Raw genomic sequence first — 20,161 nt, 5'->3', positions numbered from 1 at the left:
AACTATGCAATTAATAATTTTTTAGTTGCATTTAGCAATCGGGACTTATACAACCGAAAGAGTGGAACATAGTTCCACCCTTTTAATTTCAAAATATGTAAAGAGCTGTTATAAAAATTTTTAGTGGAATTTTTATAACAGCTCTTTATTTTTTACACTTGAATTTACACTTTAAGTGCAACACTAATTAAATAAAGAATGGCCCATGGCCAAATTTCTGTAAAATGATGTTTGCGAAAACAATCATGAAAGGAATTTAGCCATGGATCACTACAAGCATATTACCATAGATGAACGGGAAACTATCTTTTTAATGAGGAATCATGGAAACTCACTTCGTGAGATTGCCAGCCATATCAAGAAAAGTTACTCAACCATTTCTCGAGAATTAAGCCGTAATTCTACTGGTAAATCCTATTCACCTTCGAAGGCTCAGGAGAAGTACAAACAGCGCAAAGGCAACTGTGGCAGAGTCTCTCTTTTGAGTAATCCTCAGGTGTTTGAAGTGGTGAGAGAACACTTCTGCGAAGGCCTTTGGTCTCCGGAGGAAATATCGAATCGCTTGGCAGTCGAAAAGTATCCGGTGCAGATCAGTACCACGACTATTTACCGTGGGATTTTCAATGGCTTATTTGATAATTTGTTTAAATCTGGCAGCTCTAGTGCCGTGCGCCATCTAAGGCATCACGGCAAGTCTCGCCACAATAAAGCTTATCAGGAAAAACGAGGCAAGATTCCAATCCCCAACAAGATTCATGATCGTCCGCGAGAAGCTGACAACCGTGTAGAAATTGGTCACTGGGAAGGTGATACCGTGTTAGGCAAAAGCGGAAAGGCTTGTGTCGTTACATTGGTTGACCGAAAATCTCGTTACCTGCTTATTGGTAAAGCTGCTAAAAGAACTTCAGAAGCAGTCACGGATACTTTGAGCGACTTAATGAAGCTATGGACTGGTAGATCGTTAACGATTACCCCGGATAGGGGGTAAAGAGTTTGCCAAAGTTCAATGTTTAACTGATAAGTTTGGTACGCCCTTCTACTTTCCCGATCCTCACTCTCCTTGGCAACGAGGAACTAACGAAAATACTAACGGCTTGCTTCGCGAATATTTGCCAAAAGGAACTGACCTTGATTCAATTACCGACCGCCGGATACAAGCATATGCAGAACAAATGAATAATCGTCCCCGTAAATGTCTCGGATGGAAAACGCCTTATGAAATATTCTTTAATGTAGTGTTGCACTTAATTTGACAATTCAAGGTTATTTAAAAGGTAAATCGGCCTTGATGATGTTCGACCAGCATACGAATTTGAAGTATAAATTTGGGAACCGACACTTTTGGTCAGTCGGCTATTACGTTAGCACGGTTGGGCTTAATGAAGCCACCATTAGGAAATATATTCGTGATCAAGAAAAACATGATCAAGCGCAGGATCGGTTGAGTGTCCGGGAATATGAAGACCCTTTTAAGGGTCAAGGCAAGTAATAACAGTACTGCTTAAAGCGGTCGCAAAAGTGACAAGAGCAGTTTGGCTTTGATACACAAAAGCCAGCGCCTTGAGACACTGGCTAGTACATAGGTCTTATAGCCCTAGAGCAAACTACCCGTTTTACGGGTAGTTATGATTATTGGTTATCTAAGCAACGCTATGTGCCAACAGTTTAACCAGACTATTTTAAATATGCCAATACTGAATATTCTTTTGCCAACGTTGCCGCTTAATTCGCCCTAATTGGCGTCGAATCCGCCAATTGGTAATTTTCTGCCAAAGGGGACTGTGATAAGCCGTTTGATGATAAAATTGACGTTGCCAATAGGTAATGTCTTTGCTAATTTGTTGTTGACTCCACCAAACATAATTATGAGTCAAATATCTGGTAACTTGGACATACGGACGTTCGGTCCAGTAGGCTGCTCCCATCAATTGACCTCGCGTAATTGGCAGGCCCCTGGTTTTAAACCAAGCCATTTTATAAATCTTCTGAATCTTGCCAACTCCCATCGGTGGTTGTTGCTTATCAGTGTAGGGGGCCAAAGGAACGACAATCAATGCTTGTAAAATTTGCTGGGGGTGCGCCGTTTGGTTTAAGGCCAATTGTAAATCATTAGAAAAGCGATAGGTACGCTGTTTAGTTGTCAATTGGATCTTGGCACACCAGAGCTTAGTCATGTTAAACCACCTTCATTTAATTTCAGAGTATGCCACATGATGGGCAAAATTGGCAACTTTTGTCTTATCTGGATCTTTACGAGCTTCTTTATCAATTAGCTGCTTTAATTTGGCCTTCCGCTCGATACTTTTCGATCCGATAGAGGGTAACTGGGGCAATCCCCAACATCCGCGCGATCTGCCGTTTGGTTAATTCTTCTCCCTGTTCCCGGCGCGTTAGCAAACGACAGGCTTCTTTATAAATATAACGTTTCTGTCGATTCGGTGAATGTGGTCCATATTCACGGACTTTACCATGATATTTTCCTTGCCGTTTAGCAATTTCAATCCCTTGTTGCTGTCTTACTTTGATTGTCTCACGTTCTTCTTGGGCCATATACCTATAAAGCTCAATAATGATATTGGTAATCAAGTTACGTAAGTTAGGATCTTCAATACTATTAAAGCTCGGTAAATTTAAAATGTTTAAGGTGGCCCCCTTATGGCGAATAGCTTCCATAATTTCTGTTAAATCGGCTGAATTTCTACCTAACCGATCTAAACTTAGCACAATTACCTCATCATCGTCACGAAGATAATCCAGCATGGCTTGAAGTTGTGGGCGGGCAGCATTTTTTCCAGAAAGTTTCTCTTGGAAAAGTTTTGTCACTCCCGCTGCTTGTAGTTGTTCAATTTGCCGGGCTAGATTTTGCTCACGAGTACTAACACGTGCGTAACCAATTTTTGTCATTTTCAGAACGCCTCCGGATCACTTATATGTAACTAATAATAATCCAACTTTCAACCGAATACAATAGGGTAGACCCTAATTAAGCATTATGCTATCAACATAGAGAGCGTAAAATATCTTGTGTAAATGCATAAAAGATTTCTGAATTGTATAGAAATAGGGAATGCCTTCCCTTATGATATTTAGTAACCACAGAAAACATCACAGGAGGCATTCCCCATGAATGAACTTACCACAGAAATTATCGCTGCACTAGCCCAAAAGCAAGATTTGGACGAAGTTTTTCGGCACCACCTCGAAATTGCGATTAACCAGCTGCTTCAAACCGAACTGGCAGCTTTTTTAGGCTATGAGCGCCACTCGTATGCTGGAATTAACACTAGAAATAACCGCAATGGCAGTTATGAACGCTCGTTTGATACGAAGTATGGTCAACTCAACTTAACCATTCCGCGGGATCGCAATGGTATTTTCCACAACCACATCTTGCCAGCCTACGGTCGGCACAGTGATAATTTAGAAACAACGGTTATTCATCTATACACCAAGGGAATTACCACCACCGAAATCTCCTAACTCATTGAGAAAATGTACGGTGCTCATTACTCCAAAGCCACGGTTTCCAACATGACCAAAGTCGTTGATGAACAAGTTCAAGCTTTCCAGCAACGGCGACTGCCTTCGCAATATGCGGCCATCTTCTTAGATGCCAATTACCTGCCTTTAAAGCGGGACACCGTCCAAAAAGAAGCGGTTCATTGTATTCAACCAACTTGATTGCGAACTTTAACAAGCATCTCAAACGCAACCCCAACCACAAAGAACAATTTCCAACGGAAGGTTCACTGAATCGATTCCTGGTTTCTCAGTTTAACGTCTACAACGAGAAGTCCATGAAGCGAATCCATCGCAGATTCAACGGACTTCAGGACACCCTGGAATCATCCTTTATTTAAATTAACTACATATTATATGTACGGAGGTATTTCATTTACACAAGATTCTTGACGATATCCATATTTACTCCATAGATTAATATCAAATGGTGAAAATCAACGAAAAAAGGATATCTATCAAGCAATCTCCTGCCCAATAAATCTCCTCTTACATAAAGTTATTTATGAACACTGATTTAAGCTAAGCTGCCGATATCACAATCTCACCATCCACTAAATCAGCCTTCAAGTTTTTGACATCTAAGTGGTCAAGGTAGAAATCCGTTACCTTATCACGAATTTGTTGTTCAATTACTCGCCGTAATGGCCGCGCACCCATTGCTTCATCATAGCCTTGTTCCATCAGCCAATCTTTGGCCGCTTTAGTTACCTCAAGTTTGATGGATTTTTTGGCTAACGTTTTTTGTACATCCGCCAACATCAAATCGACAATTTGACTTAAGTCTTGCTTAGTCAGATGTGAAAATTCCACGATTCCATTAAAACGGTTCAGAAATTCTGGGCGGAAAAATGGTGCTAACTTATCCATTAATGACTGATCTCGTTGCTTGTCACCACTTAATGCTTCATTACCAAAGCCAGCATTAGAAGTAGCAATAATAATCGTATTTTTGAAATTAATGACATTGCCTTGTCCATCCGTTAAGCGCCCATCATCCATCACTTGTAATAGTAACGTTAATACTTGTGGATCAGCCTTTTCAATTTCATCTAATAATACAATGGAATATGGATTACGCCGAACCCGTTCAGTTAGAGTATTAGCATTATCTTCATAGCCTACGTATCCAGCCGAGGTACCAATTAATTTCGACACAGCTGTACGATCAGCATATTCACTCATATCTAGCCGAATAATCGCATTTTCATTTCCAAACATATCTAAGGCTAATTGCTTAGCTAATTCAGTCTTTCCTACGCCAGTTGGGCCCACAAACAGAAAACTTCCAATCGGCTGATCACCCTCTGAAAAGCCCGCACGGTTACGCCGAATTGCTTTTGCTACCATTTCAACCGCTTCATCTTGACCGATTACCTTACTTTTCAGACGCTTATCAAGATTTTTCAAATGCTCAATATCATTAGCGCCCATATCAGAAACTGGTATACCAGTTAAACGTTCAACCGATTGTGCCACATCATCAATCGTGGCAGTGATTTTTTCTTTTTGATCCGTTTCTTTAATTTTTTGCTTGGTTTCCTCGATCGACTTCTTGATATCAGCGGCTTTTTTAAAGTCCTCCGATTTAACGGCGGCCTCCTTAGCTGCCTCTAATTTTTTAACGCGTTGATCCAATGTCTCAACATCAGTTTGAGAATTTTTAGCCGCTAAATGAGCCGCAGTCATGTCGATCAAATCGATAGCTTTATCTGGCAAAGTGCGTTGTGGTATATATTGGATTGAATAATCCACAGCCGCCTTCAAAACATCATCTGGTAATACAACATGATGATGTTTTTCGTACAGCTTTTTAACACCTTGTAATATACGTAAAGTGTCAGCGGCCGTCGGTTCATTAATCACAACATCATTGAATCGCCGTGCCAAAGCCGCATTTTTCAAAATAGTATTGCGATATTCATCTTGAGTCGTAGCCCCGATTACAGTCAGCTCGCCACGTGACAAAGCAGGTTTAATGATATCAGCCAATCCCTTGCCACCGTCTTCACCACCAGTGGCACCCGTGCCGATAATCTGATGAATTTCATCGAAGAATAGAATAATATTACCAGCTGCTTTAACTTCCTTTACCAGCTGTTTAATATTCTCTTCAAAAGAACCGCGATATTGAGTTCCTGCTTCCAAAGACGATAAATCAATCGAATAGATTTCTTTATCTTGAATCGTTTCTGGAACTTTACCAGCCACAATTGCTTGTGCCAGACCTTCGACGACTGCAGTTTTACCTACACCGGCATCACCAACTAAGATTGGATTATTTTTCGTTCTACGACTCAAAATTTCTGCAGTTTCTTGAATCTCATTCTCACGTCCAATCACTGGATCTAGTAATCCATCACGAGCCTGTTCCGTCAAATTAGTCCCTAACTTTTCTAAAATCCCTCCTTTTTTAAAAGCCTGTTTACCATCTTTAGATACTTCTATTGTTTTATTATTTTGGGGCAGCTTACCAGTTGATCGGTATTGAGCAAACTCATCTGGTGTCAACGATTTTCCATTAACTAAGTACCGTGCACGCTCCGAATTTTGATTATCCATGCGCCGAAATAATTGATTGAAAACATCATCCATATCATTGTTGAAAAAAGGATCATTTTCGTAGAAATTCGCCATAGTACAACACCTCCATAAAAATTTACACGTGTAACTTAGTGACCATAATATCCTTTAAAACTTCATCTAATTGTATCACGATTTTTATGTATGAGAGCGTAAAATATCTTGTGTAAATGCATAAAAGATTTCTGAATTGTATAGAAATAGGGAATGCCTTCCCTTATGATATTTAGTAACCACAGAAAACATCACAGGAGGCATTCCCCATGAATGAACTTACCACAGAAATTATCGCTGCACTAGCCCAAAAGCAAGATTTGGACGAAGTTTTTCGTCACCACCTCGAAATTGCGATTAACCAGCTGCTTCAAACCGAATTGGCAGAGTTTTTGGGTTACGAACGCTACTCATACGCTGGGATTAACACTGGTAATAACCGCAACGGCAGTTATGAGCGCTCGTTTGATACGAAGTACGGCCAACTTAACTTAACCATTCCTCGAGATCGCAATGGCCGGTTTGAAAATCATACCTTGCCAGCCTACGGTCGGCACAGTGATAATTTAGAAACAACGGTCATTCAGTTGTATACCAAGGGCATTACCACTGCTGAAATTGCCGAACTCATTGAGAAAATGTACGGTGCTCACTACTCCAAAGCCACGGTTTCCAACATGACTAAAGCCGTCAATGAACAGGTTCAAGCTTTCCAGCAACGTCGACTGGCTTCACAATATGCGGCCATCTTCTTAGATGCCACTTACTTGCCGTTAAAGCGGGATACCGTTCAAAAAGAAGCCGTTCATATTGCGATTGGCATTCGTCCAGATGGTACGAAAGAAGTGCTGAACTACCAAGTGGCGCCAACGGAATCGACTGGAATCTGGACTGAACTGCTGGGAACCTTGATCAAGCAGGGCGTTAAAGATGTGCTGTTGTTTGTGTCCGATGGGTTAGTTGGTTTGGATGAAGGCTTGAATCGGCATTTCCCTAAAGCCAAACGACAACGTTGCCTGGTTCATGTTGGGCGGAATCTGATGAACAAAGTTCGCGTAAAAGACCGCAAGGCCGTGATCAGTGACTTTAAACAAGTTCATCGGGCCGCCAACCGTGAAGCAGCCGAACTGAAACTGAATGAGTTCGCCAACAACTGGCATCAGACCTATCCCAAATTAATCAAAGATCTGCTTAAAATGCCGAATTTACTCACTTTCATGGACTTTCCACCAGCTATCCGGCAATCACTATACGCCACTAACCTGATTGAGAACTTTAATAAGCATCTCAAGCGCACCACCCACCACAAAGAACAATTTCCAACGGAAGATTCACTGGATCGCTTCCTGGTTTCTCAGTTTAATGTTTATAACGAGAAGTCTCTGAAGCGGATCCACCGAGGGTTCAAAGGACTCCAGGACACCTTGGAAGCATCATTTATTTAAGTTAGATACATATTATATGTACGAAGGCATTTCATTTACACAAGATTCTTGACGCTACCAAGATTTTACTTGCCATACGTTTTAGGTATAGTGATAGCACCTATAATAGGTGGTTTAGTTGGAAAAAGAAGCAAAAAAATTTCTTTAATTGGAATGACAGTTGGACTGATATTAGTATTAATCACGCCATTTTTTACAAGTAGTGTTTTAATATTAAGCACTTTTAAGAGTGTTTTTAATGGCTGGTTGACTGAAATATATAGGCATCAAGATGAGTTACCAAAGGATAAACGTATCTGGGTTAAGTACACTATTCAAAGTATGGGAAGTATCGCCCATCAGTTTGTTTTAATGATAATAGGTTCTTTACTTGTTATGGGCAATCAATCATCAGTTAAAACCTTTTTTGTTGTGACTAGTCAGAAAATTCCTACGGTCGAAAGCAGAACTTTGATGACCAACTGGAATGGCATTGCAACAGGAATCCTGTTGATTGGGTTGATTGTCTATGGACTAGGTTCAGCAATCAAAATAAACGTAAAATGATGTCATTTTTGCAGCGATCCACAAAAATTTGAGTGAATTTTTAATTGGGCACTAGCATTCAATGGGTTGGGGCGACTTGATTGTAGCACAGGACGATAGGCCCTTTTGTTGTGCATAAAAATAGTGTTGATGGATTTTATCCATCAACACCAAATATCATAGACCCCAAACTATTAATAAGCGGCTCATACTAACATGGAGATAATCGTTGGTATAGCCGCTTATTTATTTCAGAATGTCATCAAACATTGATTATCCATATAGATCCTATGTCAAGTATATTAATATTAATTATCAGGAGATAAGTCAAACACTGTATTTTTTAACCTAAGGGACTTGTTCTGGTCACATTTGTGATCAAGATTTAACAACTATGTTACTCCAGATTAACCAAAAACCATCTAAAGTCCCCACTAGCAAGCACCTTATCAGGTTACGCTAACCAATTTGTAAAAAATCGGATCGAATTTTTAATCTACCTAGTAATGTTTTTAATATTGTTGTATTTGAAATTATTTCCATAATAAAACTCCTAAAGTTAAGTGACTTCCGCATGAACTTTAGGAGTAGTCCCTAGAATGGGATTACTTAAAGCGGGGGTTCTCTAAGCAAAGGGAAAAGTAAAAATCGATTGTAAATCGTAATAATTGCTTTTTGTAGTCTGCTACATTGCCTATGCTTTGTCAAGGATATTTTATATTGACATAGCAAACGCAATATCGTATGCTAAATCGTAGCGATTACTATTTAGAACGGAAGGAAATGATTTTATGGCTACACCTGCACGCCGTCAGTCCAAATCTCGAAAGAGGAAACGAAGAGCTACACAAAAGTTAATGTTGCCGGCTATTCATTGGGATAACCAACTTCAAGAATATGTACTTTCACATCATGTCTCATTATCGGGTTATTATCACGGAAAACAGGTAATTCATAAATCGCTCAAGTGATGATGAAGAGCAATAGGAGTCTTAGCATGGAATTCTCGGATCAGCTAATAAAACAATGTTTCCAGTGTGCTTTTAATTATTATGATTGTCCAAAAGCTAATCTTAAGTTTAGTAATTCTAATAATTACTTGACGGTTCAATCACCCTTAAGTAATAGTACCTGGCTAATAGTCGCTATTCTAGGAATGATTAAGGCAGAATACGATTTGCTCTTTTTAGACCATCAAGGACAAATTATAGATTTTTCAATGGCGCGACAAGTAAAATTTGTGATTTCATCAGTTGATGAAGATGCTATGGATAGTCTGCTAGGTGCTTGTTCTTTTTAAACCCAATAAGGAAGGTGCAAAAATGTGGAAAACAATTATTTTAGCTAATGCGGACACAAAGGAAAAACTGTATTTGACAAGTAAGAATCCTAAGAATACACCTCATAAGATCAAATTAAAAAAATACTCGCCAAAGTTAAAACACAGAGTTTGGTTCACTGAGATTAATTAGGGCACAAGGGGGAAAATTCTAATGGCTAAGAAGTCAAAAATAGCTAGATATGAGCGTCAGAAGAAGTTAGTTGCGAAGTATGCTGGTGAACGGAAAAATTTAAAAGCACAGGGAGATTACGTGGCACTGGCTAAGTTGCCCAAGGATTCTAATCCAATCCGATTACGAAATCGAGATGTTTTAGATGGGCGGCCTCGTGGGTATATGCGTAAGTTTGGAATGTCCCGATTAAATTTCCGCAAATATGCCTTACTGGGACAAATTTCTGGGATACACAAGGCCAGTTGGTAATTATAAAATTTTGTAGTGAGGATAACTATCATGGAAAAGGAAGACCATTCGAGTGCTTGCAGACATCTAAAAAGTCCCAATATAAAGACAAGAAAACGTGCGTTGAAAACGATTAAAGTGATTAAAAAACAGAGACGGCTGTTTACCCGGGCAGACTAATTAGAGCCTCTGCCGTACTTTACAAAGAGACTGTTAATCACTATGCTTAAATCACATTAAATGATTAAGGATTTGAGCACATTGATTAATAACAAAATACCATTCTGGAAGCAGCCATTGTTTATATTACGTGTCATCATTATTGTTGGTCTCGTATATATCGTGGGACATCTAACTATTCAATATTTCTGTGAGCCTAAAGTCACTGCACAAACAATTAATTTGCGTGACATGCCGACACCAAAGGGTCACATTATCGAAAAGCTCGCTTACGGAACCAGATTAAAGGTAGAAAAAAAGAACGTTCATACTAAATGGTGGCGTGTTAAAGTTGGCCATCATCAAGGCTGGGTTGCAAGCTGGTTGATTCATCAAACTAAGTATCGAGCTATCAATTCATTGGCAGAAGCAACAATCGTTCTTGATCCAGGGCATGGTGGGATTGATTCCGGTACCATTGGGTTGCATGGCGCCATGGAAAAAACATACACCTTGCCAACCGCCTTGGCAGTAGCCCAGTTATTAAGGTCAAAATATTCACGGGTTATACTAACTCGTCAATCAGATCAATCGGTATCATTGTCTAAACGGCCTAAAATAGCTAATATGGATAAGGCAACGTTGTTTATTAGTTTTCATTTTAATTCTGCGGGAAAGAAAAATGCTGCCCAAGGGTTTGAAGTGTTTCAATACCATCAGAATGCTCGTAAGCTTGCTCAGAAACTTAACAATAATTTTGTTAATCTTCCGTTAGTTAATCGTGGAATAGCTTTTGGCGATTTTGAAGTGTTACGCGATAATCAAAGACCGGCAGTACTAATTGAAATGGGATTTATGGATAGCACACATGATTTTAAACACATAAAATCTAAAATATATCAAAGATTAGTTGCCCGTGATGTAGTAAGAGGAATTACACAGTACGTGCATTAGGTAAAATGGTATTTCAACCATTAAATATATTATTGTTTGAGGAGAAAATAATTTTGAAAAAAACATTAAAGCTTTTAACATTGATTATTACTTTTATTGGGACCGCGACGTTTATAGCTGGGTGCTCACAATCTACTTCATCCACTAAAAATAATAAAATAACAGTAACAGCAACAACTGATTTTTATGGGGAAGTCGCTAAGGCAGTTGTCGGCAACAAGGGACATGTAACGTCTGTGATTAATAATCCTAGTGTTGATCCACATGATTATGAGCCAACCTCCAAAATAGCTAAAGAAGTGGCTAACTCCAATGTATTGGTTGCAAACGGAGTGGGTTATGATGGCTGGATGAGCAAGTTGGCTAAAAATGCCCCTAAGGCTACATATATTAAAGTTGGTGAAGATCTTTTAGATAAAAAGGATGGAGATAATCCGCATTTGTGGTATAACCCAAAAACAATGCCTAAACTAGCTAACGACTTGGCTAAACATTTCAGTAAATTACAACCTAAAAACGAAGCTTACTTTAAAGCCAATGCCAAGCAATATATTAAGTCTTTAGCTTCGATTAATCAACAAATTAAACGAATCAATGCAGTCGCTAAGAAGACTACCAATAAAGAGGTTTACGTTAGTGAACCGGTATTTGATTACGCTTTACAGGCCGCCGGTTTTAAAGTAGCAGATCATAGTTTTGAGGAAGACACTGAAAATGGTGTTGATCCATCTCCAAAGACTATTAAAACAATGCAAACAAATATTAAGAATCACAAAATTGCGTTCTTTGTTTTTAACAAACAAGTGGATTCAAATACTGTTAACAATTTAGTAAGTTTAGCAAGAAAAAATAATGTTCCAGTTCTGGCTGTTACTGAAACTTTACCGTCCGGAAAAACTTATAAAACTTGGATGCTTAGTCAGTATCAGCAACTTTATAAGATAATTAGTACTACAGAAAAGTAATTTTTATGGGGTTTATGATATTTTGGTGTTGATGGATAAAATCCATCAACACTATTTTTATGCACAACAAAAGGGCCTATCGTCCTGTGCTACAATCAAGTCGCCCCAACCCATTGAATGCTAGTGCCCAATTAAAAATTCACTCAAATTTTTGTGGATCGCTGCAAAAATGACATCATTTTACGTTTATTTTGATTGCTGAACCTAGTCCATAGACAATCAACCCAATCAACAGGATTCCTGTTGCAATGCCATTCCAGTTGGTCATCAAAGTTCTGCTTTCGACCGTAGGAATTTTCTGACTAGTCACAACAAAAAAGGTTTTAACTGATGATTGATTGCCCATAACAAGTAAAGAACCTATTATCATTAAAACAAACTGATGGGCGATACTTCCCATACTTTGAATAGTGTACTTAACCCAGATACGTTTATCCTTTGGTAACTCATCTTGATGCCTATATATTTCAGTCAACCAGCCATTAAAAACACTCTTAAAAGTGCTTAATATTAAAACACTACTTGTAAAAAATGGCGTGATTAATACTAATATCAGTCCAACTGTCATTCCAATTAAAGAAATTTTTTTGCTTCTTTTTCCAACTAAACCACCTATTATAGGTGCTATCACTATACCTAAAACGTATGGCAAGTAAAATCTTGGTAGCGTCAAGAATCTTGTGTAAATGAAATGCCTTCGTACATATAATATGTATCTAACTTAAATAAATGATGCTTCCAAGGTGTCCTGGAGTCCTTTGAACCCTCGGTGGATCCGCTTCAGAGACTTCTCGTTATAAACATTAAACTGAGAAACCAGGAAGCGATCCAGTGAATCTTCCGTTGGAAATTGTTCTTTGTGGTGGGTGGTGCGCTTGAGATGCTTATTAAAGTTCTCAATCAGGTTAGTGGCGTATAGTGATTGCCGGATAGCTGGTGGAAAGTCCATGAAAGTGAGTAAATTCGGCATTTTAAGCAGATCTTTGATTAATTTGGGATAGGTCTGATGCCAGTTGTTGGCGAACTCATTCAGTTTCAGTTCGGCTGCTTCACGGTTGGCGGCCCGATGAACTTGTTTAAAGTCACTGATCACGGCCTTGCGGTCTTTTACGCGAACTTTGTTCATCAGATTCCGCCCAACATGAACCAGGCAACGTTGTCGTTTGGCTTTAGGGAAATGCCGATTCAAGCCTTCATCCAAACCAACTAACCCATCGGACACAAACAACAGCACATCTTTAACGCCCTGCTTGATCAAGGTTCCCAGCAGTTCAGTCCAGATTCCAGTCGATTCCGTTGGCGCCACTTGGTAGTTCAGCACTTCTTTCGTACCATCTGGACGAATGCCAATCGCAATATGAACGGCTTCTTTTTGAACGGTATCCCGCTTTAACGGCAAGTAAGTGGCATCTAAGAAGATGGCCGCATATTGTGAAGCCAGTCGACGTTGCTGGAAAGCTTGAACCTGTTCATTGACGGCTTTAGTCATGTTGGAAACCGTGGCTTTGGAGTAGTGAGCACCGTACATTTTCTCAATGAGTTCGGCAATTTCAGCAGTGGTAATGCCCTTGGTATACAACTGAATGACCGTTGTTTCTAAATTATCACTGTGCCGACCGTAGGCTGGCAAGGTATGATTTTCAAACCGGCCATTGCGATCTCGAGGAATGGTTAAGTTAAGTTGGCCGTACTTCGTATCAAACGAGCGCTCATAACTGCCGTTGCGGTTATTACCAGTGTTAATCCCAGCGTATGAGTAGCGTTCGTAACCCAAAAACTCTGCCAATTCGGTTTGAAGCAGCTGGTTAATCGCAATTTCGAGGTGGTGACGAAAAACTTCGTCCAAATCTTGCTTTTGGGCTAGTGCAGCGATAATTTCTGTGGTAAGTTCATTCATGGGGAATGCCTCCTGTGATGTTTTCTGTGGTTACTAAATATCATAAGGGAAGGCATTCCCTATTTCTATACAATTCAGAAATCTTTTATGCATTTACACAAGATATTTTATGCTCTCACACCACCTTAACAAATCATAATTTGGATAATAGTATGTTCCATTTGAAAGCTAAGCCTTATAATTAGCATAGGGTTAATAGCTCTAATCAAAATACCCACAAAAGGCCTTCTCAACTAACAATTGAGTAGGCCTTTTGTAGTACAAATTAATCCTTATCACAACTAACCTCAATAGCACAACAGGTATAAATAGTGCTTAAAATCCCTAAATAAATTTCTCTCACAACTGTTTAATAAAGCGGCAATCCCCGTCGTACGTGATTAATTAAACATTCAATTCTTAAAACACCTATTTTTAAATCGACTTAAACCTTCGCTGTTGCGTGCGTTTACTAATCCCCGTCTTTCGTTCAATCATCTTATAAGTCATGCCTTGTTTTCGCAACTCATAAGCAAATCTGATCTGTTCATCAGAATACGTTTTCGGTCGCCCTTCCCGAAACAACGGATCATGTTGCTTGGCATACACTTTACCTTCTTGTGTGCGCGTGACAATCATATCGCGTTCAAACTGCGCAAAGGCGCTAAATATTGTAAAGACTAATTGGCCAGTCGGCGTATTGTCAATTAAGCCCATATTCAAAATGTTGACTTTGACATTTTCTTTAAACAACTCTTGGATAATGGCTAAGGCCTCGCGCGTGTTCCGTGCAAACCGATCCAGCTTAGTGACAATCAAAGTATCACCTGTTTTTAGAGCGCGCAACAGTTTTTGAAACTCCGGTCGTTCGGTAGTTGTGCCAGTAAACTTTTCTTGAAAGATTTTTTCTGCTCCTGCCAATTTTAGTAACTCAATTTGATTTGCTAATTTTTGATCAGTGGTACTGACCCGCGCATAGCCATATTTCATCTTTTTATCTCCTTACTTATGTCATTAAGTAATGACACGGTTCTAACCCTTTAATTATACAGCATCAAAAAACAGGCCACAACTGTTAAGTTGTGACCTGGTTCGTTCCATTTAAACACTTTAATTATCACATATTCAAAACGTCAAAAAATTTGTATCTAAATATATCTAAGCTTTTTTAATGGTGAGAAACTTTGCCACTTGCAAGAGAGTGTCAAATTTTATGTGTAAATAGAAAAGCCTCTCGTCCTTTTTTTAAAACATAGATTCTAATGTGTCTTCAACCATGTTGAATCCCTTATGCACCCGCTGATCAAACTTGTCATTGTAATCCAGAATAACCGTCATCAAGGTTCTTTCTAAGGATTCCTCATTTGGAAACTGTTCACGTTTTTTAGTCTGCCGCTTGAATTTTTTATTAAATGATTCAATTAGGTTTGTGCTGTAAATACTAGCCCGAATAGCTGCTGGGAAATCAAAACACGTCAATAATTTCTGATTTTCTAATAACCCTTGGGTAACTTTAGGATATCGTTTGCGCCAGCGATTGATAAAGTTAGCTAGGCTGTGCTCTGCCGCCTGTTTATCAGATGATTGATGGATTAATTTAAAATCACCTAAGACTTCTTTACGGTCTTTCACACGAATACGATGCGAGATATTACGACTTACATGAACGAGACATTGTTGAATAACGGCTTCGGGGTAATATTTGCCAACCGCAGACGCCAATCCAACTAAGCCATCGGCCACAAAAAGTAAATTCTGTTGCACCCCTCGTTGTTTCAGATCAGCCAATACCTCTGTCCAAATTGCACCAGATTCAGTAGGCGCTATTTTGTATGATAAGACTTCTTTATGCCCATTAGGCTGTATACCGATCGCAATGTGGACTGCTTCTTTTGCGACGGTGTCGCGTCTTAACGGCAGATAAGTGGCATCCAGATAGATAACCGCATATTTTTCTGACAATGTTCTACTTTTGAAAGCTTCAACTTGTTCATTAACGACTTTAGTTAAGTTAGAAACTGTTTGCGGTGTGTAATAAGCACCATACATTTTTTCCATGAGATCGGAGATTTCATGGGTAGTAATGCCTTTTTGATAAAGCTGGATGACCGTCTGTTCCAGTTGGTCTGTTTGGCGCTGATAAGCAGGTAAGGTGTGGTTAATAAATTCGCCATTACGATCACGTGGAACCGTGAGATTCAACTCGCCATATTTAGTTTTGAAGGTTCTTAAGTAGTTGCCATTGCGTGAATTACCAGAGTTAAATCCAGCTCTATCATAGCGTTCATAGCCTAAAAAGGCGGAAAGCTCATTTTGAAGTAATTCATTAACGGCAATTTCTAGGTGATCTTTAAAAATGAGGTCTAAATCTTGATTCTGAGCTAGTGCTGTGACAATTTCTTTGGTAAACTGATTCATGGGGAAGCCTCCTGTGATGTTTGTTTAGACGCTAACTATCATAAGGGAGAGGCTTCCCTTTTTCAATTCCCAATAATTCATTTACACATAATTATTTAAACACTCACTTGCAATGCTCGATTAATTACTTAGGTATACAAAATGATTATTGTCACGAGACTAAAATAATCTTAATGTTTAAATTTTCTTCACTTCAACAAAAGACCGGCCTGCTCAACCCCAAGGGTTTTAACGGACCGATCTTTATTTACATTAAGGCATCTTTACTTACTTTGAAAAACTTTTAATTTATCTTAGCCAGTTGTTGTGACAAAGTTTCCACTTGTTTAGTCAACTTCTCCAAATCGTGACTTTGGTTGAAAGTTTTTAAATTTGCTTGCACTTGCCGAACGCTCCTTTGGACAGTTTCTTGGCCATTAGTAGTCAAGGTTAGCCGCACAATTCGTCGATCAGTTTGATTTACTTGTGATTGAATTAAATTATCTTGAATCAGTCGCCAAGTGTTTCTGGAAATTAGTGTGCGCGTAACCATGAACGCATCAGCCAATTCACTAGCAGTGGCTTGTCCGTGTTGTTCAAGATAGACTAATATTCCCCACTCACGCATTGAGAAACCAGTTGTGGCCAGCCCTTGCACTAACATCTGGTATGCCTTGTTTCTGAATAGCTTGAAGGGTTGCTAAGCTCTCAAACTGGATCTTAGTTTGCTGCTGATTTAGCATATAATATCATCCTATTCTTTGCGCTGCCGCTTAGTCATTCCGAAGAGTCCTAACAAACTACTCATGGCTAATAGTAATAAACCACTCAGTGTCATGTGTCGTTGATCAGTTTCATCAGTTTGAGGCAACCGTTGATCCACAAAATTAGTAGCCGCTGCTTGACCAGCCTGAACCGGCTTAGCAGGTGTCGTTGATTGGCTTGGGTTAATCGGCTTTATTGGCGTCGTTGGTTGACTTGGGTTAACTGGTTTTGTTGGCGTCGTTGGTTGACTTGGGTTAACTGGTTTTGTTGGCGTCGTTGGTTGACTTGGGTCAACCGGCTTTGTTGGCGCATCCTTGGTATAAACTACTGTAAAGTCAAGATCACTAGCGTCACCACTCACAGTTTGTGACCCAATTTCAGCCTGGTCTGGCGTGTAACCCTTAATAGCTGGGCTAGTTACTGCCGCAAAGCTTTGATCTGCTGACCAAGACCCATAGGTCTTTTCACCTGTCACCGCATCAGTTGAGACTTCACGCGTAAATTCAACCGGCTTGGCCACATAATCATCATGAGCTGTCGTACCATCTTTGTAGACGTAATGGATAGTTTCATTAATCGTCTTGCTTTCGGTTGTAATAGTTGGCGCATTCTTAGCATAAACCACCGTGAAATCAAGATCACTGGAGTCACCACTCACAGTTTGTGACCCAATTTCAGCCTGGTCTGGCGTGTAACCCTTAATAGCTGGGCTAGTTACTGCCGCAAAGCTTTGATCTGCTGACCAAGACCCATAGGTCTTTTCACCTGTCACCGCATCAGTTGAGACTTCACGCGTAAATTCAACCGGCTTGGCCACATAATCATCATGAGCTGTCGTACCATCTTTGTAGACGTAATGGATAGTTTCATTAATCGTCTTGCTTTCAGTTGTAATAGTTGGCGCATTCTTAGCATAAACCACCGTGAAATCAAGATCACTGGAGTCACCACTCACAGTTTGTGACCCAATTTCAGCCTGGTCTGGCGTGTAACCCTTAATAGCTGGGCTAGTTACTGCCGCAAAGCTTTGATCTGCTGACCAAGACCCATAGGTCTTTTCACCTGTCACCGCATCAGTTGAGACTTCACGCGTAAATTCAACCGGCTTGGCCACATAATCATCATGAGCTGTCGTACCATCTTTGTAGACGTAATGGATAGTTTCATTAATCGTCTTGCTTTCGGTTGTAATAGTTGGCGCATTCTTAGCATAAACCACCGTGAAATCAAGATCACTGGAGTCACCACTCACAGTTTGTGACCCAATTTCAGCCTGGTCTGGCGTGTAACCCTTAATAGCTGGGCTAGTTACTGCCGCAAAGCTTTGATCTGCTGACCAAGACCCATAGGTCTTTTCACCTGTCACCGCATCAGTTGAGACTTCACGCGTAAATTCAACCGGCTTGGCCACATAATCATCATGAGCTGTCGTACCATCTTTGTAGACGTAATGGATAGTTTCATTAATCGTCTTGCTTTCAGTTGTAATAGTTGGCGCATTCTTAGCATAAACCACCGTGAAATCAAGATCACTGGAGTCACCACTCACAGTTTGTGACCCAATTTCAGCCTGGTCTGGCGTGTAACCCTTAATAGCTGGGCTAGTTACTGCCGCAAAGCTTTGATCTGCTGACCAAGACCCATAGGTCTTTTCACCTGTCACCGCATCAGTTGAGACTTCACGCGTAAATTCAACCGGCTTGGCCACATAATCATCATGAGCTGTCGTACCATCTTTGTAGACGTAATGGATAGTTTCATTAATCGTCTTGCTTTCGGTTGTAATAGTTGGCGCATTCTTGGCATAAACCACCGTGAAGTCAAGATCACTAGAATTAGTGTAGACAGTTTGAACTGCAACGCTTGTCAAATCAGAGTTTGGGGCATCATTACTGATTACCTTATAGCCATCAACTTCTGGATTAACTACTTCTGCGAAATCGGTACTGTCTGCTTTTGTCCATCCAGCTTCTGTTGGCACACCATTATCATCCAGCGTTGCAGTCTTTGCTTTAGTTGAGTAATACGTTGTTGTTGTGTTATCAACTGGATTAGTTACTGTCACAAATGTAATTGGATCTGCCGTATATCCTATTGCTACTTCTTTACCATCTTGGTCAATATACTTAATGGTTTCACTAATTGTTTTGCTTGTTTGTGTGTACGCTGGTGCATAGACATAAATAACCGTCCCATTATCTCCAGCTTTTGTTAGAGTACCCGTCGCTGGCAAACTTTTTGCTCCAGTGGCAGTACCATCATCCATTCTTACAAACTTATAATTGGGAATTTCTAATTGTCCTGTAGTATAAGTACCATTAACATTAGCGCCATTTGGATAAGTAACCTCACCTTGAGCAATTTGATTACCTTTTGTATCAACATACTTAACATTAACTGTCGCTGCTTGCTTAAAATCAAAACTCATTATTTCAAATTGCTGTAAATTCTTAGCACCACCAGTTGATGCACTGACAATCATTGCCATTGCTTGATTAGAATTCGAGACAGTCGTAGTCCAAGTTAATATCTTACCGCTTGTTTGGGTATACCCTAATGGCTAGATTGGTTTAGTCAAACAAAAATCTTAATTGGTTCCTTATAAGAGCATATAATTCCATCATCACAACTGTCCTGATATAATTATGGTAAAGGTGGTGATGATTTGCGATTTATATTTAAGGCATTAATAGTAGTTGTTATTATCCTTGCATTTCCTTTATCCATAGTTCTTGTCTTTAAAAATTGGTCAACGGCCATTGGTACTAGTACACCCATGTCATTAAAGCTTGGTTGGTTGGAGCAGTACGAACCGATATACCTCTTTTGGAGTGGAGTAATTCTGGCGGTACTGTTAATTATTTTTTTGCTTATCACACTTTTTTGGCCACGGTCACAATCATTATATCTTCATCAAAAGTCTGATGGTCAAGTGACCGTCAGTAAGAAAGCTATTGAACATTTTGCGCTTTCAGCACTTCAACATGAACCCTTTATTGGCAACCCCAAGGTATCATCTAAGTTATCACGAAAAGGGATCACACTTAAAATATCGGGTGATCTACTAAATTCAGTCAATGCCAAGCAACAGACTGCAAATTTTCTTAATCAATTAAAAAAAGATTTGCGTATTTGTCTTGGAATTTCTGAACAGAAAAAAATTAAAATCAGACTCGTTGATTTTAATGAGTTGGACGCTAATGTGCAACAATCTCGAGTTGTCTAGGAGGTGATAAC

The 20,161-nt window shown here is 39.6% G+C and carries 18 protein-coding genes and 5 pseudogenes; 14 read left to right on the top strand and 9 right to left on the bottom strand.

The window, feature by feature from the left end; genetic code table 11:
• The first annotated feature begins 262 nt into the window (after positions 1–262).
• Positions 263–1,253 (top strand): annotated as a pseudogene (locus tag PI20285_RS10855) (IS30 family transposase).
• A pseudogene (locus tag PI20285_RS10850) lies at positions 1,253–1,489 on the top strand (transposase); the annotation flags it as partial. The pseudogenes PI20285_RS10855 and PI20285_RS10850, both read left to right, overlap by 1 nt.
• A gap of 190 nt (positions 1,490–1,679) precedes the next feature.
• On the opposite strand, the gene PI20285_RS10845 reads toward PI20285_RS10850, so the two are convergent.
• The gene (locus tag PI20285_RS10845) at positions 1,680–2,174 is read right to left on the bottom strand and encodes a DUF7679 family protein (protein ID WP_056939265.1); all 495 of its coding nucleotides are present in this window, start codon (positions 2,172–2,174) and stop codon (positions 1,680–1,682) included.
• A gap of 91 nt (positions 2,175–2,265) precedes the next feature.
• Positions 2,266–2,904, bottom strand: a complete 639-nt coding sequence (locus PI20285_RS10840) for a recombinase family protein (RefSeq protein WP_057775343.1) — start codon at positions 2,902–2,904, stop codon at positions 2,266–2,268.
• 219 nt (positions 2,905–3,123) lie between these two features.
• Here PI20285_RS10840 and PI20285_RS10835 point away from each other — a divergent pair.
• Positions 3,124–3,860 (top strand): annotated as a pseudogene (locus PI20285_RS10835) (transposase).
• Positions 3,861–4,041: 181 nt separating this feature from the next.
• Here PI20285_RS10835 and clpL read toward each other — a convergent pair.
• Positions 4,042–6,156: an ATP-dependent protease ClpL gene (gene clpL, locus PI20285_RS10830; RefSeq protein ID WP_057775345.1), complete on the bottom strand. Its 2,115-nt coding sequence runs from the start codon at positions 6,154–6,156 to the stop codon at positions 4,042–4,044.
• A gap of 209 nt (positions 6,157–6,365) precedes the next feature.
• Between clpL and PI20285_RS10825 the strand changes: the two genes are divergently transcribed.
• The 10 genes and pseudogenes from PI20285_RS10825 (at position 6,366) to PI20285_RS10790 (ending at position 11,886) form a co-directional block, all read left to right on the top strand.
• Complete coding sequence (locus tag PI20285_RS10825; protein ID WP_105782278.1) at positions 6,366–7,541, top strand: IS256 family transposase; 1,176 nt, start codon at positions 6,366–6,368, stop codon at positions 7,539–7,541.
• A gap of 69 nt (positions 7,542–7,610) precedes the next feature.
• Positions 7,611–8,087: a hypothetical protein gene (locus PI20285_RS10820; protein ID WP_056986637.1), complete on the top strand. Its 477-nt coding sequence runs from the start codon at positions 7,611–7,613 to the stop codon at positions 8,085–8,087.
• Between the two features lie 331 nt (positions 8,088–8,418).
• A pseudogene (locus PI20285_RS12095) lies at positions 8,419–8,540 on the top strand (IS30 family transposase); the annotation flags it as partial.
• 317 nt (positions 8,541–8,857) lie between these two features.
• Positions 8,858–9,037 carry a 50S ribosomal protein L32 gene (rpmF, locus tag PI20285_RS10815; RefSeq protein WP_046870603.1) on the top strand — a complete coding sequence of 60 codons (180 nt, stop codon included), beginning with the start codon at positions 8,858–8,860 and terminating at the stop codon, positions 9,035–9,037.
• 26 nt (positions 9,038–9,063) lie between these two features.
• On the top strand, positions 9,064–9,366 hold the full coding sequence (locus PI20285_RS10810; RefSeq protein ID WP_024624166.1) for a hypothetical protein: 303 nt from the start codon (positions 9,064–9,066) through the stop codon (positions 9,364–9,366).
• A 22-nt stretch (positions 9,367–9,388) separates the two neighbouring features.
• Positions 9,389–9,538 carry a 50S ribosomal protein L33 gene (rpmG, locus tag PI20285_RS10805; protein ID WP_046870602.1) on the top strand — a complete coding sequence of 50 codons (150 nt, stop codon included), beginning with the start codon at positions 9,389–9,391 and terminating at the stop codon, positions 9,536–9,538.
• 21 nt (positions 9,539–9,559) lie between these two features.
• The gene (gene rpsN / locus PI20285_RS10800) at positions 9,560–9,829 is read left to right on the top strand and encodes a 30S ribosomal protein S14 (protein ID WP_024624168.1); all 270 of its coding nucleotides are present in this window, start codon (positions 9,560–9,562) and stop codon (positions 9,827–9,829) included.
• A gap of 30 nt (positions 9,830–9,859) precedes the next feature.
• Positions 9,860–9,988: a putative metal homeostasis protein gene (locus PI20285_RS11680; protein WP_096587937.1), complete on the top strand. Its 129-nt coding sequence runs from the start codon at positions 9,860–9,862 to the stop codon at positions 9,986–9,988.
• 117 nt (positions 9,989–10,105) lie between these two features.
• Positions 10,106–10,921, top strand: coding sequence for an N-acetylmuramoyl-L-alanine amidase (locus tag PI20285_RS10795; protein WP_245080721.1), 816 nt, complete (start codon positions 10,106–10,108; stop codon positions 10,919–10,921).
• Between the two features lie 5 nt (positions 10,922–10,926).
• Positions 10,927–11,886, top strand: a complete 960-nt coding sequence (locus tag PI20285_RS10790) for a metal ABC transporter solute-binding protein, Zn/Mn family (protein WP_082623343.1) — start codon at positions 10,927–10,929, stop codon at positions 11,884–11,886.
• A 175-nt stretch (positions 11,887–12,061) separates the two neighbouring features.
• Here PI20285_RS10790 and PI20285_RS10785 read toward each other — a convergent pair whose 3' ends face one another.
• The 6 genes and pseudogenes from PI20285_RS10785 to PI20285_RS10755 form a co-directional block, all read right to left on the bottom strand.
• Entirely contained in the window at positions 12,062–12,538 is a 477-nt protein-coding gene (locus tag PI20285_RS10785) for a hypothetical protein (protein ID WP_056986637.1), read from the bottom strand.
• A gap of 69 nt (positions 12,539–12,607) precedes the next feature.
• Positions 12,608–13,783: an IS256 family transposase gene (locus PI20285_RS10780; RefSeq protein WP_105782278.1), complete on the bottom strand. Its 1,176-nt coding sequence runs from the start codon at positions 13,781–13,783 to the stop codon at positions 12,608–12,610.
• 414 nt (positions 13,784–14,197) lie between these two features.
• Positions 14,198–14,752 carry a recombinase family protein gene (locus PI20285_RS10770; protein WP_057775629.1) on the bottom strand — a complete coding sequence of 185 codons (555 nt, stop codon included), beginning with the start codon at positions 14,750–14,752 and terminating at the stop codon, positions 14,198–14,200.
• A 255-nt stretch (positions 14,753–15,007) separates the two neighbouring features.
• Entirely contained in the window at positions 15,008–16,180 is a 1,173-nt protein-coding gene (locus PI20285_RS10765) for an IS256 family transposase (protein WP_057746220.1), read from the bottom strand.
• A gap of 283 nt (positions 16,181–16,463) precedes the next feature.
• Positions 16,464–16,902 (bottom strand): annotated as a pseudogene (locus tag PI20285_RS10760) (MarR family winged helix-turn-helix transcriptional regulator).
• Positions 16,903–16,913: 11 nt separating this feature from the next.
• On the bottom strand, positions 16,914–19,412 hold the full coding sequence (locus PI20285_RS10755; RefSeq protein WP_105782277.1) for a mucin-binding protein: 2,499 nt from the start codon (positions 19,410–19,412) through the stop codon (positions 16,914–16,916).
• A 177-nt stretch (positions 19,413–19,589) separates the two neighbouring features.
• Here PI20285_RS10755 and amaP point away from each other — a divergent pair, with 177 nt between their 5' ends.
• Complete coding sequence (gene amaP, locus PI20285_RS10750) at positions 19,590–20,150, top strand: alkaline shock response membrane anchor protein AmaP (RefSeq protein WP_057775567.1); 561 nt, start codon at positions 19,590–19,592, stop codon at positions 20,148–20,150.
• Positions 20,151–20,161: the final 11 nt, after the last annotated feature.

This window comes from Pediococcus inopinatus, from assembly GCF_002982135.1.
In the GTDB taxonomy this organism is placed as follows: domain Bacteria; phylum Bacillota; class Bacilli; order Lactobacillales; family Lactobacillaceae; genus Pediococcus; species Pediococcus inopinatus.
Note: the sequence above shows the minus strand (reverse complement) of the source record. Positions and strands in the feature narration are given on the sequence as shown.

Excerpts from the sequence above, each read along its gene's own strand:
- PI20285_RS10845 (WP_056939265.1), bottom strand. The coding sequence starts at position 2,174 with ATGACTAAGCTCTGGTGTGCCAAGATCCAATTGACAACTAAACAGCGT.
- PI20285_RS10840 (WP_057775343.1), bottom strand. The coding sequence starts at position 2,904 with ATGACAAAAATTGGTTACGCACGTGTTAGTACTCGTGAGCAAAATCTA.
- clpL (WP_057775345.1), bottom strand. The coding sequence starts at position 6,156 with ATGGCGAATTTCTACGAAAATGATCCTTTTTTCAACAATGATATGGAT.
- PI20285_RS10825 (WP_105782278.1), top strand. The coding sequence starts at position 6,366 with ATGAATGAACTTACCACAGAAATTATCGCTGCACTAGCCCAAAAGCAA.
- rpmF (WP_046870603.1), top strand. The coding sequence starts at position 8,858 with ATGGCTACACCTGCACGCCGTCAGTCCAAATCTCGAAAGAGGAAACGA.
- PI20285_RS10810 (WP_024624166.1), top strand. The coding sequence starts at position 9,064 with ATGGAATTCTCGGATCAGCTAATAAAACAATGTTTCCAGTGTGCTTTT.
- rpmG (WP_046870602.1), top strand. The coding sequence starts at position 9,389 with ATGTGGAAAACAATTATTTTAGCTAATGCGGACACAAAGGAAAAACTG.
- rpsN (WP_024624168.1), top strand. The coding sequence starts at position 9,560 with ATGGCTAAGAAGTCAAAAATAGCTAGATATGAGCGTCAGAAGAAGTTA.
- PI20285_RS11680 (WP_096587937.1), top strand. The coding sequence starts at position 9,860 with ATGGAAAAGGAAGACCATTCGAGTGCTTGCAGACATCTAAAAAGTCCC.
- PI20285_RS10790 (WP_082623343.1), top strand. The coding sequence starts at position 10,927 with ATGGTATTTCAACCATTAAATATATTATTGTTTGAGGAGAAAATAATT.
- PI20285_RS10780 (WP_105782278.1), bottom strand. The coding sequence starts at position 13,783 with ATGAATGAACTTACCACAGAAATTATCGCTGCACTAGCCCAAAAGCAA.
- PI20285_RS10770 (WP_057775629.1), bottom strand. The coding sequence starts at position 14,752 with ATGAAATATGGCTATGCGCGGGTCAGTACCACTGATCAAAAATTAGCA.
- PI20285_RS10765 (WP_057746220.1), bottom strand. The coding sequence starts at position 16,180 with ATGAATCAGTTTACCAAAGAAATTGTCACAGCACTAGCTCAGAATCAA.
- PI20285_RS10755 (WP_105782277.1), bottom strand. The coding sequence starts at position 19,412 with ATGGCAATGATTGTCAGTGCATCAACTGGTGGTGCTAAGAATTTACAG.